Raw genomic sequence first — 16,794 nt, 5'->3', positions numbered from 1 at the left:
TCGACGATGAGTTGGCTTGACATCCTTCTGGTCTCTTTCGGCGTTTCCATCGATGCGCTGGCGGTGTCGATCTGCGGCGGCTTGAGCAATCGGACCACCCCCTGGCGTCACGGGTTGACGGCAGGGGCTTTTTTCGGGTCCTTTCAAATTTTGATGCCATTGTTCGGTTACTTCATTGCCAGCCTGGTCAAAGGGCCGCTGGAGCGCTGCGACCACTGGATTGCCTTCGGATTGTTGGCGCTGGTCGGCGGCAAGATGATCTATGAAGCTCTGAAGCACGGAAACGAAGAGGGCGATTGCAGCAATATTTTTACTTGGCGGATCATGTTGATCCTGGCAGTCGCCACCAGTCTGGACGCGCTGGCGGTCGGCGCTTCCTATGCGATGCTCAACACCTCGATTTGGCAACCGGCCCTGGCGATGGGGGTGGTCACCTTCGGAATGTCGCTCTTCGGGGTTCAGCTCGGCGTCCGCAGCGGTCGCTTCTTCAGCAAGAAAATTGAAATTGCCGGCGGTGTCGTCATCATTTTAATCGGCGTCAAGATTCTGATTGAGCATCTGTCCGGTCTGGCCTGAAATTTCTTCCGGATTGATTCTTGCCGGAGATTGTAAATTTTTTCATTGATTTTTATATTTCTTCCTGTTATATTTCACCGTGGACGTTCAATCGGATGAAAAAAGTCAACACCAAGGGAGCGGGGGGACGAAAATGGGAAGAATCTGGCTGGCGGCGTTGGGATGTGCAATATCCGGTTATGGCTGTTCGGTAGGCAAAACGACGGTAAGCACGCCAAATGGGACGACGGTCACCGTCGAAAATGTCCAGATCGAACAGCCGGCACCCGCCGGTCCCGGCGGCGGCAACGGCAGCCGGGAACCTCAAATGATTGATCCGCCGGCCGGCTGGGAAGTCGTGCGCAATCATTCGGCAAGCCAGACTGCCGCCCAAAATGCGGAGAAGGAATTCGTCCCCGGTTATCTGGCGGATGTTTGGGAATTGCCGCGCCATGTGCGCACGAATGAATCTTTTGACTGGGATGCAGCGCCGGTTTGCAGCTTGCACGTTTACGACAACGATGTCGTAAAAGCGATCAAATCCAATGGTTTTCTCTCCTCTTATCTGAAAAAACGGCTGGCGGTGAAATTGTCCGGCTTTCTGGTCATCCCGGCCGATGGCGAATACACGATTGTCGCGGAATGCAACTATGACGATCACCTGCCCCCGGCGATGGTGACGGTGGACGATGCCCCCTGTCTTGAATTTCAATATGACCAGGCCGGCAGCCAAGCGCGGAAACTGACGTTGACCAGAGGCCTTCATCCGTTCGGCGTCTACACTTATCTCGGCGATCTCGAATTCGATTTGAAGGTTTATCTCAAGGAGCCGGGCATGCTGGCGCCGCGGCCGCTGACTGCGGAAGATATCTGCAGCAGAAACGAAAACTACAAAGCGTCCGACCGCTGAACAGAAACCGCCGAAAATATCCGGAGACAAAAAATCCCGGCTTCCGACCGGGATTTTTTGCAGGTAACTCGGAGTTTCGGCGAACTTATTTAACTGCGTTGCCGGAAACGTTAACCGACTGATAGTAGAACAGGAACGGGAACGGAATCGGAATCATCGTGCTGGAATACTGCGAAGTGATATCCAACGTCTTTTTGGCGCCCAGCGCGTTGCTCTTTTCCGTAACCATCTGAACCACGGAAGGAACATTGGCCATATCCTTGCCGAATGCCGCCGAACCGACTTCGGTCGTCGAACCGGTGATCAGCGGAAAACTGAGGAAATACAGACCGCTGTTGTTGCCGGTCAAATGAGCAACCGGCGTACCGCTGGTTGCGATCCCCTGACCGCTCAAATTCTGACCTTCGGATACTTGGACTTGAGCACAACCGGTAATCGCCAAAGCTCCAACCGCGGCCAAAGCCATCATCATAAATTTCTTCATTTTTTGATCTCCCAATTTTTAATAAAAATTTCCAGGTAATTTTCTCCGAGAATCCCCAACCATTACTATACGCCGTTTTTAAGGAAAGTCAATTTTTTTGCAGCAATCCGGCAAAAGCGCCGTCGTGCAAGGCAGTTGGCAGCAGTTGCCGCTGCTTCAGCCGCCGCCATTCGGGAAATTGCCGCGTCAAACGTTCCAGCTGCCGCTCGTTTTCATCCGGTTCGATACTGCAGGTGCTGTACAGCAGCAGTCCGCCTCGTTTCACCAGCGGCAACGCCTCAAGCAGGATTTCCCATTGCAGTTTCCGCACCTCCAGCAGCGATTGCGGCGTCAAACGCCATAAGGCATCCGGCCGGCGGCGGAATACGCCGCTGTTGGAACACGGCAGATCCGCCAGCAGGAGATCGAATGACTCCGGCGGCAATGCCAGTTCCCGGCAGGTGCCGACCACAATTTCCAGTCCGGCCCGGTAACGCCGGTTGTTGGCCGCGGTCAATTGCTGGCGGCGGGCGGAACGGTCGGCGGCAACGATCCTGCCGCCGGCGGGCAGACGCTCGGCGAACAACAGGCTTTTGCCGCCCGGCGCGGCACAGAGATCGAGAAGCCGGGGCGCGGACGGTAAAAGTTGCCAGTCCAGCATTTCAACCGCCAGCGCGGCTGCCGGGTCCTGGATATAAACTCGGCCCTCCGCCAGCCAGGGGCGTTCCAGAACGGTTTGGCCGGATAAATGGGAGAAAAATCGATAGTGATTCAGCCACGGCAGTGCCAGCGCCTGCAGACCGGGTTCCGCCGGCGGCTGAAAATCGCCGCAGGCCCGGAAGGTGAACGGCGGACGCTGCAATTGCAACTGCGCTAACGTCTCCAATTGTCCGGGCGCATAACGCCGTTGCCACAATTTGTAAACCGGCGGCGGCAGGACGTTGCGGGCGGTCGGCAGCGGCACCCCCTGCTCCCGTGCCCGCCGCATGACCGCATTGACCAGAGCGGCGCAGGAGCGGCTGTAATGTTTTTTGGCGTAATCGACCGCGATATTGACCGCAGACTCCGGCGCCAAACCATCCAGTTGAAAAACTTGAACACAGGTCAGCAACAGCAGCCATTCCACCTCTTGCGGCGGCGCATGGCGCAACAAGCCCTGAAGCAGAAGCCGATGACGGTGAAGATGCCGGAAATGGCTGTAAAGCACGCTGCCCAAAGTACGGCGCAACGCCGGAGCGGCGCAATGCGAATCGAGAATGTCATCCAGACTGATGCCATTTTCCCACTGGCGCAGGGCATGGAGGGCCGCCTGCAGAATCCGCTCCGCCTGCGGCGTCGCCGGCTCTTCCATTCTCAGTCGCCCAGGAAGCGGTCGTGCAACCGGTACTGATAGTAATCCCGGATCGCTTCTTCGAGGCTGGTCGCTTCCGCCGTATATCCCAAAGCCTGCAATTTGCCCATTTCAGCTTTGGTATAATACTGGTATTTCGGCCGCAATGACTCCGGCATGTCGATATATTCGATGTTTACCGGCCGGTCCAGCGCCAGGAAAGCCGCCCGGGCCAAGGCGTTCCAGGTTTCCGCCCGCCCGCTGCCGATATTGTACAAACCGACGCCTTGCGGATGTTGAAACAGAAACCACAACATTTTCACCGCATCCTTGACCGAAAGGAAATCCCGCATCTGCTCGCCGTCGGCATATTCCGGCCGGTACGATTTGAACAATTGCAGCTTGCCGGTGGCGGTGATCTGCTCGTAGGCCCGGCAGACGACGCTGCGCATATTGCCCTTGTGGCGTTCGTTGACTCCGTAAACGTTGGAAAATTTGCAGCCGGTAATCCGGTCGAACCATCCCTGCCGGAGCGCCCATAAGTCGAACAACTGCTTGGAATAGCCGTACATGTTCAACGGCCGCAAATCCGCGATTGCCGCCTGATCGTCGACGTAGCCGCACCCGCCGTCGCCATAGGTGGCGCAACTGGACGCATAAATTAGCCGGACCTGACGTTTCAGAGCGAAAAGCGCCAGCTCTTTGCTTGCCTCAAAATTGTTGTCGACCAGGTAGCTGGCATCCTGCTCGGTGGTCGCCGAACAGGCGCCCATGTGGAAGATGCCGTCCAACGGCAGATGATCGAACATTCCGGCCGCCAATTTGCGGCGAAAATCGTCTTTCTCCAGGTAATCGCGGAACTTCAACGCCCGCAGATTCCGCCACTTTTCCGAAGTCCCCAGGTGGTCGACCGCCAGAATGTCGTCGATGTTGTTCCGGTTGAGATACCAGACAATGCCGCTGCCGATCAAGCCGGCCGCGCCGGTTACAAGATACATGATGCTTCCCCGTCAGTTTTGATTTTGCAGATTGCGGAAACTGGCCAGCGCCGATTGCTGCGTCCGGGCCAACGGGCCCGGCAGGCCGTTCAACGACGCCGTCACGAAAAAGGAGTAATCGTAATCCCGGTCGCCGTCACTGTCGTACGAGATTTCCTGGCCGGCTTCCGCGCCGACCGTCCAGCAGTGCAGCACCTTCAGCAAGCGGACACGCTGTTCGCGGATGAAACCGGCTTCGAAATCGTAGAAAATATCATAGGACCCGAAGAACGTCCGGTCGTTGGACAACGGCACGGTGATGCCGGCGGTCAGCTCCTGGGTCCTGGTATCGAAATATTTATCGAAGAAACTGCCGGATTCCAGGTCGGTCAGCGTCGAACCCATCGAATAAGCCGAACGGCTGTGATAAACATCCTGGTAAACGTAACCGAGATTGACGGTGCAGTCTTCAAAGAGTTCGTATTTGATATTGAAATTCCACTGGTTCAGCCAGTTCAGATCGAGCCCCGGCCGGCCGGCATCGCGCCCCCGGCGCTGCGCTTCGGCATTGTGACCGTTGTTGCCGCCGGCGTCGATCGAAAAGAAAGTCGACAGCGTCAATTTCTCCGACGGATTGAAGGCGATCTTCGTACAGAAATCCCCGGCATTGTTGAATTTGTATTTGTGATCTTTTTCCATGTAGAGATCCCAGTAATTTTCCATCGTCAGCCAGTTGTACACTTTTTCCCGCCCCAGCGAACCGCGCCGGGTCTGCAAACGGTTGCGTACCCCGAAACGCATGAAATTCTGTTTGTCGATCCGGTCGATGTCGTCGAAGAAATACAAATATTCGCGGTCCACCGTCGGTTTCGGGATGAAAGTGTAATTGATGTACGGCTCCATGACATGGCGCAAACCGTCCAGCCGCCAGTAGGCGTTGCGGATATTCTGCCAGGAATAGGAGAGTTTGGTATTGGCCTCGACGCCGAATTCCGCCACAAAGCGGCCGCGGGCGCCGCCGTTGTCGTCATAGTTGACGATCGGAACGCGGCTGATGTCCTCCGGACGGTTGACGATGAAGATCTGATTCAGGTCTTCGGTCGTCACTTCGGTATCGGAAGAGGCGCTGTAAGCGGTAAAACGTCCCCCGGCCCGTGGAATGACATTCAGCCAATCGAGAAACTCCAGCCCGTATTTTTTAAATTCCAGCGGATAGTAGATGAAATGCAGCGTATCGAAACGAAACGACTGGTAATCAGCCGGATCAGCCAAGCGCAACGGCCGCGGTTTATCGTAATTCCGCCAGCGCATCTGCAGATAATCGACACTGTTTTCGCCCTGATAATACAAATTGGAGCCGCTGAACAGCTCCTGGCGCGGCACGTCGATCCGGAATTCCGGCAGACGCTCCACCGCGGTCGTGAAATCATTGACGCGGGCCCGGAAATACAAGGCGGTCGAAAGACGGTCGAACTGATATTCCAAGGCGCCGTAAGTGGCCGGCTCCGGGTCGGCATTGAACGCATACGGGAAAAAATCCTCCTGGAAATAGAGATCGCTCATCATGTCGAAATTACCGCGGAAATCCAGCCGCGGCGTCAAATGGGTAACATTGCTGATCCGGAAATTATAACGGTAGTGGGGAATTTCCAGCCGGTAATTTTCCACTTCGCTGCTGTAATAGGGCCGCAAATCGTACAGGCCGTAACCGAAGATCGTCGTCTTGCTGATTTCGCTGTTGACCTCCAAATCGGCCCCGTATCCGAAACCGCGCATATTGTAATAATCGGTCAGGATCTTGACGCTCGAATACGGATAGTCGGTAAAGTCGAAACGTTTGGAGCCCAAGACGTAAAAGCCCCAGTCGGAAGAATCGCCCAGCTGGAACTTGTACAGGCCCGGACTTTCGTCCTTCGGCTTGTAAATCATCGGCACCCAGATCACCGGCACCCCGTAAAATTTCAGCCAGCAGTTCGAACCGATCAAACTGTGCTCTCCGGTATCGAACTGGTTGGCGTCGAAAGTAAAACCGTCGGTCTGGTGCGGATAAATGGTCGCTTCGCTGCAGGAGATCGAATAATGGCTGTTGTCGTTGATCAGATATTCGCAACTGGTCACCTCGGCGTCGCGGACGACGATTTCGCCATTCGGCTTGCGTTCCCCGGATTTGGCTTTGCAGGCGAAGGTCTTGAAATTGCACTCGATTCCTTCCAGTTTCAGAAAACCGGTGGTCAGGTTGCCTTCCAGCTTCTGCGCCGTAAGCACCTCCCCGCGGTATTCGAGTTTGATATTCACCTTCTGCTGGCCGAGCGTATCGGTCGTATACCCCAGGATTTGAACCAGCACTTCTGGATTGAGCTTCAACCGCTCCAGCTCGCCGATCGTCACATTGGTCTGCTGGGATTTCACCCGGTACAGCCGAATGTTGCCGGAAGCCTCGATATCACGGCTTTCCAGGTCGATGATCGCCGAATCGGCGTAAACGGTCAAATCTTTGAAGGGGATATAAACATTGCCTTTCACCATGATCACCGAACCGACGACGTTCATCTCATCGGCCCGGGTATTTTTCAAATCAGCCAGATTACGCCCTTCCAGAAGCGCCGTATCGATCAAAGCAGCATAACTGTTGCAGGAGACGCCGGCCAGATAGAGACAGGACCCGCACAACAGAATTTTCTTCCAATTTGCCTTCAACTTAATCTCCAACACCCATAGTGCAGCCCGGCGCTGCGTCAGGAACGCTAAAAAATTCTTTGTCGACGCCCGATGCCTCGGTTTTTGGTTTCGGCGACGCTATCGACATGACATCCTTTGTCCTGCAAAAATAAGTTACAAAAAAACACATGCCTGTAATATTGCGTCCGGAATCGGAAAAGTCAAATAGATAGTGAAATAAATAAACGGCTTTGCCGCTGAATCGGCCGCCGCGATTTTATCGGCCGGAAGTGAAGAAAGAATTGGACAAATCCGCTTCGCCGTGGTACAGTAAGCCGGTAAAATTAATCATATTCATCAGGAGAACACTTTCATGAAATACGAAGCAGTCATCGGACTGGAAGTTCATACGCAGGTCCGCACCCGCAGCAAGATGTTTTGTTCCTGTCCCAACCGATTCGGCGCGGAACCCAATACGCTGGTCTGTCCGGTCTGCATGGGGTATCCCGGCGTGCTGCCGGTGCCGAACCGGCAGGCGATCCGCCAGACCGTCGTGGCCGGGCTGCTGACCAATTGTCAGATCGCCCGGTTCAGCAAGTTCGACCGCAAGAGTTATTTTTACCCGGATATGCCGAAGAACTACCAGATTTCCCAGTACGATCTGCCGTTCTGCGAGCACGGCTACGTCGAAATCGGCGGCAAAGGTTTTTCCGGTGCCGATTTGCCGGCCAAAAAGATCGGCATTACCCGCATTCATCTCGAAGAAGACGTCGCCAAACTCAATCATTTTCCCGGCGCCAGCGGGGTCGATTACAACCGCGCCGGCGTGCCTTTGATGGAAACGGTCAGCGAACCGGATATGCGCACCCCGGACGAGGCTTACGCCTACCTGACCGCCCTCAAGGAGATCATGCAGTACGGTGATATCAGCGACTGCGACATGGAGAAAGGCCAGATGCGTTGCGATGTCAATATTTCACTGCGCGAAGCCGGAACGGAAAAATTCGGCACGAAAATCGAAATCAAAAATCTGAACAGTTTCCGCGCCGTCCACCGGGCACTGGAATATGAAATCTGGCGGCAGGCCGAACTGCTGGACGCCGGCAAGACGCTGCAGCAGGAAACGCGCGGCTGGAATGACGATCATGGCGAAACCTATTTGATGCGGACCAAAGAACAGGCCCATGACTATCGTTACTTTCCGGACCCGGATTTGATGCCGTTCGTTTTCCCGGCCGAGGAAATCGACGCGATCCGCGCCCAACTGCCGGAATTGCCTGCGGCGATGCGCGAACGTTTCGTCCGGGATTATGAATTGACTTCCTATGATGCCGAAGTGTTGACCCAGGACCGCCGGACCGCCGCCTATTTCGACCGGGCGGCCCAATTGTTGAAAACTCCGAAGCTGGCCGCCAACTGGATCACCTCCGAACTGTTGCGGGAGTTGTCGAATGCGCAGCAGCACATCGAAACATGCCGGATTGCGCCGGAACAACTGGCCGCGTTGATTACCCTGATCGAAAACAAGACCATCAACGGCAAAATCGGCAAGGAGGTGTTCGCCGAAATGTTCGCCACCGGCAAAGATCCGAAAGCGATCGTCGACGCCAAAGGTCTGGTGCAACTCAGCGATGCCGGCGCCGTGGCGGCACTGGTCGACCAGGCGATCGCCGCCAACCCGGCACAAGTCGCGCAGTACCAGGCCGGCAATCCCAAAGTGCTGCAATTTTTCGTCGGACAGGTGATGAAGTTGAGCAAAGGCAAGGCCAATCCGCAACTGGTGGTGGAGTTGCTGCAGCAGAAATTGTGAAGACAATCGCAGAAAACAGAAATTTACCGGCGCCGGTCGAACCGGCGCCATTTTTTTAGCGGAATTTCCGGCCGCGCCGGATGGTCAATCCATCAGGCCGTACAACCGGCTGGTTTGCGACAGTCGTACCGGCTGGCCGTTACCGGCCGGCAGCAGTTCCACCCACGCCGTCAAGGGCGGCTCCAGCTGAAAGCCGTCGCCATCGTACAAACGAAACGGCCGTACCGCCCGTCCGTAACAACGCGGCTCCAGCTGGAAGCGGGTTGCCGGCGTGATGTGTTCGACACTGCGGGCCCATGGCATCAGCGTACCTTCTTTGACGAACAGCGGAATTTCCTCCAGTGCCGGCCGGATTTCCAGCGTCCGACTTCCCGCAAACCGTTCGCCGGTCCGGTAATCATACCAGTTTCCGGCCGGCAGATAAACCGTTCGAACGGTCATTTCGGCAGTCAGCGGCGCCAGCAACAGGTGATCGCCGACGAGCAGTTCATCGTCGATATTCCGGCAGGTCGGGTCATCCGGATAATCGACGACCAGCGGCCGGAACGGTGGTACGCCCTCGATCCGGTAGCGGGCAAAGGCGCTGTAAAGATACGGCACCAGACGCATCCGCAACTCCAGAATATCGCGGCAGCGGGCGGTAATGGCTTCACGGTCTTCATGCAATTCGTCGCGATTGTTGCGTTCGACATCGAACTGCAGCCACGGCGGATTTTTGATCATCCAACCGTTGATCAACGCCATCGGCGAAAAGATCACCAGTTGAAGCCGGCGGATCAGGTCGGCTTCCGATTGACACTGCCGCACTTCCGGCGTCCACAGCAAGCCGGACAGCCCGCTGTTGACCAGTCCGCGCAGAAAATCCCGGTGATCGTAAAGGTCGCTGTAAAGCGTGAACGGCAGCGGCGCGGCCAGCGCCTGAGTATTGCGGACATTGCTCCAGGTCCGGATGCCGGTTCGTTCGCACTCTTCCAGCAGCACTTGCTGGGACAGCAAACCGAACAGCGAGTGCATTTCTTCGCCGTCGAGGCCGGACGGAAATCCGGCGTATTCCGGAAACGACCAGTCGGAGGCGATATAATCCGAATGATCGCATTCATCGATTTTGAAGCCGGTGATACCTCGTTCCAGAAAGGTTTTCCGATGATAAGCGCCGTAGAGTTCCCGGCCCTCCGGCGTGGCAAAGTCCGGTACCAAACCGTTCCAGACTTCGACGCTGCCGGAAAACGGCGCGATATCGGCATGAAACGGCGCGGCCGGATGTGTGAACGGATGTTCCCATAAATTGAGCTCAAAACCGAGTTTGCGCATTTCGCCGGCCAGACGGTCGGGCGCTGGAAAACGCTGCCGGTCCCAGACGAAACTGCAACTGTAGGAGTGACTTTGCCAGCCGGGTTCCAGGCCGAAGACGTCGCAAGGCATCTGCGACTCGCGCAACTGCCGTGCCAACCGCAAAGTGCCCTCTTCGTCATTGTGGACATAACCGCGATAAAAAATCCCTAGGCCCCACAACGGCGGCAAGGCGCCGCCGCCGGAAAAGAGCACGTAACGGCATAACGCATCCCGCATGGCCGGTCCGGCGAAAAGATAGAGTTCAACGCCTTTTTCGTGCGGAATTTCCACCGTCACCGGATCGCCCGATTCGGTTGGCGCCGCATAAAGGGCTTCGGTGGAGTCGGCCAGGCCCCGCACCGGTGACTCCGCGGCGGCCGCCGCCTGCCGGTCATGGTGCGTCCCGCAGTAAAAAACGGCGTAACGGGCGGTATCGATCAGCACGCCGTAGCCGGCGGTGGAAAGATAAAACGGCACCGGGGCATGGGAGTCTCCCAGATCGGCAATCGGATCGGAATTGGGCCGCAACTGCTTCTTTTTGCCGGTTTGGCGGAATGACTTCAGTTGCAGCCCGAGCCCGTAAAGGTCTTCAGATGCGTCATGCGGCAGCTCGAGGCGGCAGCCCCGCCGTGTCGCTTCGAAACGGATGGCGTCGCAATCCAGCGGCGGCCGTTCCGCCGGCGGCAGGAAGGCGCCGTCGGCCGGCGGTTTGCTGCGGAAGGCAACCGGGGTATGGGACGACGGCAGGCCGAAGGATAGTTTCCAGACGCCGGGATAAACCAATTCCAGGTTCATTTTCGTTCCTTTTGAATTATGAGTTTATTGATAGGAGATCAACAAATCCTGCAGTTTTTCCATCGTCAGCGGTTTGAATAAAACTGCACTGAACAGCCCTTCCGGCGTCGCCAGCTGGGTGTCCGCCGTCACCGCCACGATCGGAATGGCGGCAAACTGCGGATTTTGACTGAGCAGGTGCGCCAGCTCTTCCCCGTTCATTTCCGGCATCCACAAATCGGTCAGAATCAGTTGAATATCATTCTGCCCGCGCAACGTATTCAGCGCCTCCCGGCCGGACCGGCAGGTGACATAATCGACCTTGAGCTTTTTCAGCATCGCGCCCAGCACTTTGAGGTTCATCTCGACATCGTCGACGATCATCACCTTCAAAAGGTTGCCGAAATGAATTTCCGGCGCTTTGGCCGGCAAAACATTGTCCTCGTTCGGGCGGCACACGACCCCGTCCAATACCACGGTAAAACAACTTCCCTGGCCCAACGCGCTCTTCAGCTCGATCCGGCCTCCCATCCGGTCGACCAGCCGTTGGGAAATCGGCAAACCGAGGCCGGTGCCTTCGTAACTCCGGTTGCCGCGGACATGGTGGTATTGACGTTCGAACGGCAGGAAAATTTTCTCGATATATTCCGGCGCGACGCCGCTGCCGGTATCACAGATGGAAATCCGCAGCGTACCGCTTTGTTCGCGCCGGTCGTTCAACTCATAATCGACCGTCACGGTAATGCCGCCTTCATCGGTGAACTTGACGGCATTGCCGACCAAATTGAGCAACACCTGCCGCAGCCGCATGCCGTCCAGTTCCAGCAGCGGCAAATCATCCCGACAACGCAACTCCATCTGAATATTCTTGGCCTTCGCCCGGGCCTGAAACACATTGACGATATCGCGAACCGCCAGTTTCAAGTCCATCGGCGCATTGACAATCTCCACTTGACCGGCTTCAATGCGGGACAGGTCCAGCACGTCGTTGATCATCGTCAGCAGCGTGTTGCCGGCAAAATGGATGGCTTGCAGCGCCTCCTGCTGTTCCTCCGAGGACATCGAAGCCGTCTGCATCAATTCGCTGAAACCGATGACCGCGTTCAACGGCGTCCGCAGTTCGTGACTCATGGTCGCCAGGAAATAACTCTTGGCGCGGTCCGCCGCCTGGGCCGCTTCCATCGCGGCCTGCAGCTTTCGTTGGTTTTCATTGATGTCAGTGACATCGATACAACTTTCAAGCACATGGGTCAATTGACCGCCCGGATTGAAGATCGGATTGGCCACGGCGATGAAATCCCGACCCCGGATCGAAAAGGGATGCTGATGGCTCTGACTGTCGGCCAACGCCAGGCGGGTCGGACAATATTCCGGCGGTTCCTGATGCCCGCAGCAGGTGAGATGACAGGGCAAGGTCAGGGCATTTTCCGGTGTCGTGCCGACCATTTTGGCGGCGGCCTGATTGACCCGCAGCAATTTCATATTGGTATCGAAAAGGGCGATGGGAATCTGAATGCTGTCGAAAATCAACCGTTTCTCATATTCGCTGCTTTCCAGATCGGTCATGTTCCGGCGGCGTTCCAGACCGATTTCGATGATTCGGACCGCCGCCTGCATGATCGCTTCGTCCATCACGGTAAAATCATGCTGCTGCCGGACATAATCGACGCCGATATACCCCCACAACCGTCCGCCGAACCAAATCCCGGTGACGATCAGCGATTTGATGTTCTGAGCCAGCAGGATCTCCCGGCTCTCCCGAATGGCCGGCATGGTGTCATCGGTGGCCAAATCGGCGGTTTTGATGATTTGACGGCTTTGCAGCGCTTCGTTCCACAACGGATTGACGGTCATCGGCATGTCTTTCAAATGGTCGATCTCCGGCTGGATTCCGTCGGCCGTCCATTCGTAATCATTGGAGAAAGTGGCGCGTTCGTAATCGAAACTGAAAATGTAGCAGCGGTCCGCATTGGAATGCGTGCCGATGATTTGCAAAATTTCATTCATCGCCTGGTTGTAATCGGTGTTGATGACGATCGCTTCCAGGCAATTGTTGATCATGTGCTCCTGCTTGACGTAGGTTTGCAGCCGTTCCAGCAATTCCAGGCGTTCGTCTTCCAGTTGTTTCTGTTCGGTGATGTCCAGGCGGATGCCCAGCAACCAATCGCCGCCGAACGTACGCTGCAGCCTGGATTTGAGCGTCCGGTAAATCCGTTCGGTTCCGTTGACGGCGATATTTTCCACCGTGTCGAGCGAAGTGCCGCTCTCCATCACCTGGCTGTCGGCATACAGCAGCCGGGCCGCCGTGGCGGCATCGTACAGATCGGCATCATTCCGGCCGATGATTTCCTCGGAAGTTCTGCCCAGCATCGAGCAATAGGCCGGATTGCCCATGATATAACGGTTTTCATCGTCGAAGTTTTTAACGAACAGCGCACAAGGCAGGTTGTCGAGGATACTCTGCAGCATATTGCTCAAATCGTGATACTTCTGTTCATTTTCCCGCGCTTTGGTAATATCCTGGATGATACCGAAAAAGACCTTCTTGTTCTCCTCCGGAGCCGGCGACGGCATCACCCGGATGTAAAAATAGCGCCGCCGCCCCTCGTAATCGGAGCGGTAAACCATCTCCATTTCCGAATTCTCCCCGGACAACAAAGCCTGTTTCTGCCGCCGGAATTCACTGCGGTCTTCCGGGATGAGCCATTCATCCACGTCCAGGTGACGGCCGTCACACATCCCCCAGTAGTGCGGGTCGATCTCTTCGATCAACCGGTTGCCGTCGATGCTGCTTTTGAAATAAGTCAGTTCGGCGGTGTTGGCGGCGGTGGTCAACAGAAAGTTATTCATGCGCAATTGATTGCGCTGTTCATATTCCTTGGTGACGTCGCGAAAGACCAGAACCGCGCCGGCGATGTTGCCGGCCATATCCCGGATCGGCGCCGCACTGTCGGCGATATGGTAGCGCCGTCCGTCCAGGGCGAGCAGATCGGTATGATTGGCCAATTCGACAATTTCGCCGCGTTCCAGCGCATGGGTGACCGGCGACGGCAGCCGGCGGTCATCCAGATAACTGACCAGGTGCAATACCTCATCCAGCGGCTTGCCGATCAATGCTTCGGCCTTGCGGCCGATCAACGTGGCGGCAACCGGATTGCAGAGCGTGATGAGCTGCCGGTCGTCGGTGGCGATAACGCCGTCGCCGATCGACTCCAGCGTCAATTTGAAGCGGTTGGCCAGTTGGGCCAAAGCTTCCCGGGAGGTATCCAATTCACTGATGTCGATCGACACCCAGAGCACCGCGTCGATATCGAAGACAGCCTGGGGAAACAGGGAAAACATCACCCGGCGCCGACTGCCGGCAAAATCATATTCCAATGACTGCGGCTGCCGCGAAGCAAAAACCTTGTCGATGCTTTCCTGAAATTTTTCCTTCAGGTTTTCCGGCAGTTGGTCGATGGTTTCACAATCCTGCCGCAACTCCTTTTCCACCTGCTGGAAAAGAATTTTCCCGGTCGGATCGACGACCACCAGCCGAAACGGAAACGCTTCATAGATTGCCATATTTTTCAGGACGTCGCGCCGGCTGCGCTGCAGAAAAATCAAGCGGGCCAGCAGGATGACCAGGACGAACAGGGCCACGATCAGCCAATTGCGGTAAACATTGATGAGGCCGGGCGGTTGATTGATAAAAATCGCTCCAGGCGGCGTCAACGTGGAATTCAACTGATAATTGTTATGGAACAACTGCCAATCGAAGAGTACGCGGGTCGGCATGGTTCGGATCGGAATGCTGCCGGCCGTTTCCCCGTTCAAAACCCGTTCAGCCAGTTTGGCGGTCTCGAATCCCAGAAAGCTGCCATCGGTCATGACGCCGCCGAGGATGCCGAATCCCATCGAAGAGTTGGTCGTCGAAAAGATCGGTCCCGGGCTGACCGTGTGCAGCTTCTGCGTCAAGCTGTGGGTGGCCAGCGAAGCTTCCTGCGTGTCGCTGCTCCAACTGTTGAATATGACGAAAGAATCGGCCGGCAACTCGGCTACTTTCTGCAACATTTCCATCGTGGAATAATCGCTGCTGTTGATGAAAATCAGTTCGGCGTCGGTGAAATCCTTCAGCGCTTCCCGCGCGTCACGCTGCACCTGCTGCCCGGTGGCAGTGCCGTCGGTGATGATGGCGATGGTCCGGGTCTCCGGCAACAGTTTCATGCCGAGCTGGACATTGGCGGCGATGTCGACCTTTTGCAGCAAGCCGGTGAGATTGGGATAAGCCTCCGGAGTCAGTTTCCCGTCATCGTAATAGCCGCAGAAAATCAACGGGAAATTTTCCGGTAATTTCGCCTGATTGTCCAGCAACAACTCAACGGCGGCACTGCCGGAGGCGACAATCAGATCGTAATCGCCCTTGTCCAAATGACGTTCCAGCCAGGTCAGATCGGTCGGTTCCGGCAGATTGCCGCCGGTATGGGCGAAATTCAATTCGACAATATCGGTCTTGATCGGCAAATTCCGGCGCCGCAGATACTCCTGAAATCCCTCCACGACATCGGTCGTCCATTTGTAAGATGAATCATAGGAAGTCAAAAAAAGAATATGCAGCGGCTTGCGATCCGGGTCATCCGCCCGGAGAGCCGCTGTCATAATCATCAGGATGCTGAGCGCGAACAACAATACGATGGAACGCCGCCAGACAGAGATATTTTTGAACATGAATTTCGCTTCTGTTGAAAATCTGTCAGTTTCGGACACACAATAACTCCCGCTTTGATAATAGCTCAATATTTCGAAAATGCAATATCTAAAGTCGGAAATGATAATCATTTCTGCAGCTTTTTACGAATAAAATTCTTTCGGCTATTGCAATTGTCGCACTCGCCGGTTATTCTATTCGGAATAACCTATCAGCAACAGGAAAGCAATCGATGAACATGGATTTGACCCAGGAAAAGACCCGGATGAGTTACGCGCTCGGCATCAACATGGGAGAATATCTCAACCATTTGCCGATCGAAATAGAAAAGGACGTGCTGCTGCAGGCGATGAAGGATTATTTTGCCGGTGCGCCGCAATTGAAAAGCGAAGAATATCACAATACCATGCAGCTGTTCCAGCAGCAGATGCAGCAGAAGGCCAAAGATGCCATTGCCAAAATTTCCCAAGAGAATCGCGAGGCGGAAACGGCATTCCTGGCGACCAATCGGCAATTGCCCGATGTCGTGACCACCGCCAGCGGCCTGCAATATAAGGTCATGACGCCGGGAAACGGTCCGCAACCGTCGGCGGCGGATACCGTCCGGGTGCATTATACCGGCATGCTGCTCGACGGCCGGGTGTTCGACAGCTCCGTCAAGCGCGGGCAGCCGGCGGAATTCGGCGTCAATCAGGTCATTCCCGGCTGGGCGGAAGCGTTGCAATTGATGCCGGTCGGCAGCAAATACAAACTGTTCATTCCGGCGGCGCTGGCCTATGGGGAACGCGGCGCCGGCGAAGCGATTCCGCCGAATGCCATGCTGCTTTTCGAAGTGGAGCTGCTGGAAATTCTGTAATGGCCAATCCTCTGGCGGTGACCGCCCGCATCATCATTCCGGAAGAAGAGTTGCAGGAGGAATTTTTCTGCGCCTCCGGGCCGGGCGGCCAGAACGTCAACAAAGTTTCGACCGCGGTCCGGCTCTCCTTCCGTCCGGCGGCCTCTTCGGCATTGTCGGACTACCAGAAAGCCCGGATATTGGACCGCCTGGCCGGCCAGCTCACCGGCGACGGTGTGCTGGCGGTGACCTGTCAGAGTTACCGCACCCAGGGACAGAACCGCCAGCAGGCGGCGGAAAAATTGGCAAACCTGCTGCGCGGAGCATTGACCACGCCTAAAGTCCGCCGACCGACCAAACCTTCGCTCGGCGCCGTCCGGCGGCGGTTGGAAACGAAGAAAAAGCACTCCGTCAAAAAGCGACAGCGCCAGGACCGGGATTGGTGATTTTACTTGTTTCGACA

Annotated in this window: 11 protein-coding genes; 5 read left to right on the top strand and 6 right to left on the bottom strand. The window is 55.9% G+C overall.

Annotated features, from left to right (window positions below):
- The first annotated feature begins 6 nt into the window (after window positions 1-6).
- Together HWX74_RS19035 and HWX74_RS19030 are read left to right on the top strand one after the other, a co-directional pair.
- Window positions 7-576 (top strand): manganese efflux pump MntP family protein, encoded by a 570-nt coding sequence (locus HWX74_RS19035; protein ID WP_176015135.1) that lies wholly within the window; start codon window positions 7-9, stop codon window positions 574-576.
- 133 nt (window positions 577-709) lie between these two features.
- Window positions 710-1,465, top strand: a complete 756-nt coding sequence (locus HWX74_RS19030; protein ID WP_176015134.1) for a hypothetical protein — start codon at window positions 710-712, stop codon at window positions 1,463-1,465.
- An 85-nt stretch (window positions 1,466-1,550) separates the two neighbouring features.
- Here the strand turns inward: HWX74_RS19030 and HWX74_RS19025 are convergent, their stop codons facing one another.
- From HWX74_RS19025 to HWX74_RS19010, 4 genes are all read right to left on the bottom strand, one after another.
- Window positions 1,551-1,949 (bottom strand): hypothetical protein, encoded by a 399-nt coding sequence (locus HWX74_RS19025; protein ID WP_176015133.1) that lies wholly within the window; start codon window positions 1,947-1,949, stop codon window positions 1,551-1,553.
- A gap of 88 nt (window positions 1,950-2,037) precedes the next feature.
- Window positions 2,038-3,279, bottom strand: coding sequence for an RsmB/NOP family class I SAM-dependent RNA methyltransferase (locus HWX74_RS19020; protein ID WP_176015132.1), 1,242 nt, complete (start codon window positions 3,277-3,279; stop codon window positions 2,038-2,040).
- A 2-nt stretch (window positions 3,280-3,281) separates the two neighbouring features.
- A complete protein-coding gene (gene rfaD / locus HWX74_RS19015; RefSeq protein ID WP_176015131.1) occupies window positions 3,282-4,256 on the bottom strand; it encodes an ADP-glyceromanno-heptose 6-epimerase in 975 nt (324 codons plus the stop codon).
- A gap of 12 nt (window positions 4,257-4,268) precedes the next feature.
- On the bottom strand, window positions 4,269-6,932 hold the full coding sequence (locus HWX74_RS19010; RefSeq protein ID WP_176015130.1) for an LPS-assembly protein LptD: 2,664 nt from the start codon (window positions 6,930-6,932) through the stop codon (window positions 4,269-4,271).
- Between the two features lie 334 nt (window positions 6,933-7,266).
- Here HWX74_RS19010 and gatB point away from each other — a divergent pair, with 334 nt between their 5' ends.
- Window positions 7,267-8,703 (top strand): Asp-tRNA(Asn)/Glu-tRNA(Gln) amidotransferase subunit GatB, encoded by a 1,437-nt coding sequence (gatB, locus tag HWX74_RS19005; RefSeq protein WP_176015129.1) that lies wholly within the window; start codon window positions 7,267-7,269, stop codon window positions 8,701-8,703.
- A gap of 84 nt (window positions 8,704-8,787) precedes the next feature.
- On the opposite strand, the gene HWX74_RS19000 is transcribed toward gatB, so the two are convergent.
- Both HWX74_RS19000 and HWX74_RS18995 read right to left on the bottom strand, forming a co-directional pair.
- Window positions 8,788-10,830, bottom strand: coding sequence for a TIM-barrel domain-containing protein (locus tag HWX74_RS19000; protein ID WP_176015128.1), 2,043 nt, complete (start codon window positions 10,828-10,830; stop codon window positions 8,788-8,790).
- Between the two features lie 24 nt (window positions 10,831-10,854).
- The gene (locus HWX74_RS18995) at window positions 10,855-15,516 is read right to left on the bottom strand and encodes an ABC transporter substrate binding protein (RefSeq protein ID WP_176015127.1); all 4,662 of its coding nucleotides are present in this window, start codon (window positions 15,514-15,516) and stop codon (window positions 10,855-10,857) included.
- A 212-nt stretch (window positions 15,517-15,728) separates the two neighbouring features.
- On the opposite strand from HWX74_RS18995, the gene HWX74_RS20580 reads away from it, so the two are divergent.
- Window positions 15,729-16,352 (top strand): FKBP-type peptidyl-prolyl cis-trans isomerase, encoded by a 624-nt coding sequence (locus HWX74_RS20580; RefSeq protein WP_176015126.1) that lies wholly within the window; start codon window positions 15,729-15,731, stop codon window positions 16,350-16,352.
- On the top strand, window positions 16,352-16,777 hold the full coding sequence (arfB, locus tag HWX74_RS18985) for an alternative ribosome rescue aminoacyl-tRNA hydrolase ArfB (protein ID WP_176015125.1): 426 nt from the start codon (window positions 16,352-16,354) through the stop codon (window positions 16,775-16,777). Before HWX74_RS20580 ends, arfB begins: the two co-directional genes overlap by 1 nt.
- Window positions 16,778-16,794 lie beyond the last annotated feature (17 nt).

The organism is Victivallis sp. Marseille-Q1083 (assembly GCF_903645315.1).
In the GTDB taxonomy this organism is placed as follows: domain Bacteria; phylum Verrucomicrobiota; class Lentisphaeria; order Victivallales; family Victivallaceae; genus UMGS1518.
Note: the sequence above shows the minus strand (reverse complement) of the source record. Positions and strands in the feature narration are given on the sequence as shown.

What these genes read in the sequence shown, in the direction of transcription:
- HWX74_RS19000 (WP_176015128.1), bottom strand. Translation starts at nt 10,830, where the DNA reads ATGAACCTGGAATTGGTTTATCCCGGCGTCTGGAAACTATCCTTCGGC.
- HWX74_RS19020 (WP_176015132.1), bottom strand. Translation starts at nt 3,279, where the DNA reads ATGGAAGAGCCGGCGACGCCGCAGGCGGAGCGGATTCTGCAGGCGGCC.
- HWX74_RS19030 (WP_176015134.1), top strand. Translation starts at nt 710, where the DNA reads ATGGGAAGAATCTGGCTGGCGGCGTTGGGATGTGCAATATCCGGTTAT.
- HWX74_RS18995 (WP_176015127.1), bottom strand. Translation starts at nt 15,516, where the DNA reads ATGTTCAAAAATATCTCTGTCTGGCGGCGTTCCATCGTATTGTTGTTC.
- HWX74_RS19025 (WP_176015133.1), bottom strand. Translation starts at nt 1,949, where the DNA reads ATGAAGAAATTTATGATGATGGCTTTGGCCGCGGTTGGAGCTTTGGCG.
- HWX74_RS19035 (WP_176015135.1), top strand. Translation starts at nt 7, where the DNA reads ATGAGTTGGCTTGACATCCTTCTGGTCTCTTTCGGCGTTTCCATCGAT.
- rfaD (WP_176015131.1), bottom strand. Translation starts at nt 4,256, where the DNA reads ATGTATCTTGTAACCGGCGCGGCCGGCTTGATCGGCAGCGGCATTGTC.
- gatB (WP_176015129.1), top strand. Translation starts at nt 7,267, where the DNA reads ATGAAATACGAAGCAGTCATCGGACTGGAAGTTCATACGCAGGTCCGC.
- HWX74_RS20580 (WP_176015126.1), top strand. Translation starts at nt 15,729, where the DNA reads ATGAACATGGATTTGACCCAGGAAAAGACCCGGATGAGTTACGCGCTC.
- arfB (WP_176015125.1), top strand. Translation starts at nt 16,352, where the DNA reads ATGGCCAATCCTCTGGCGGTGACCGCCCGCATCATCATTCCGGAAGAA.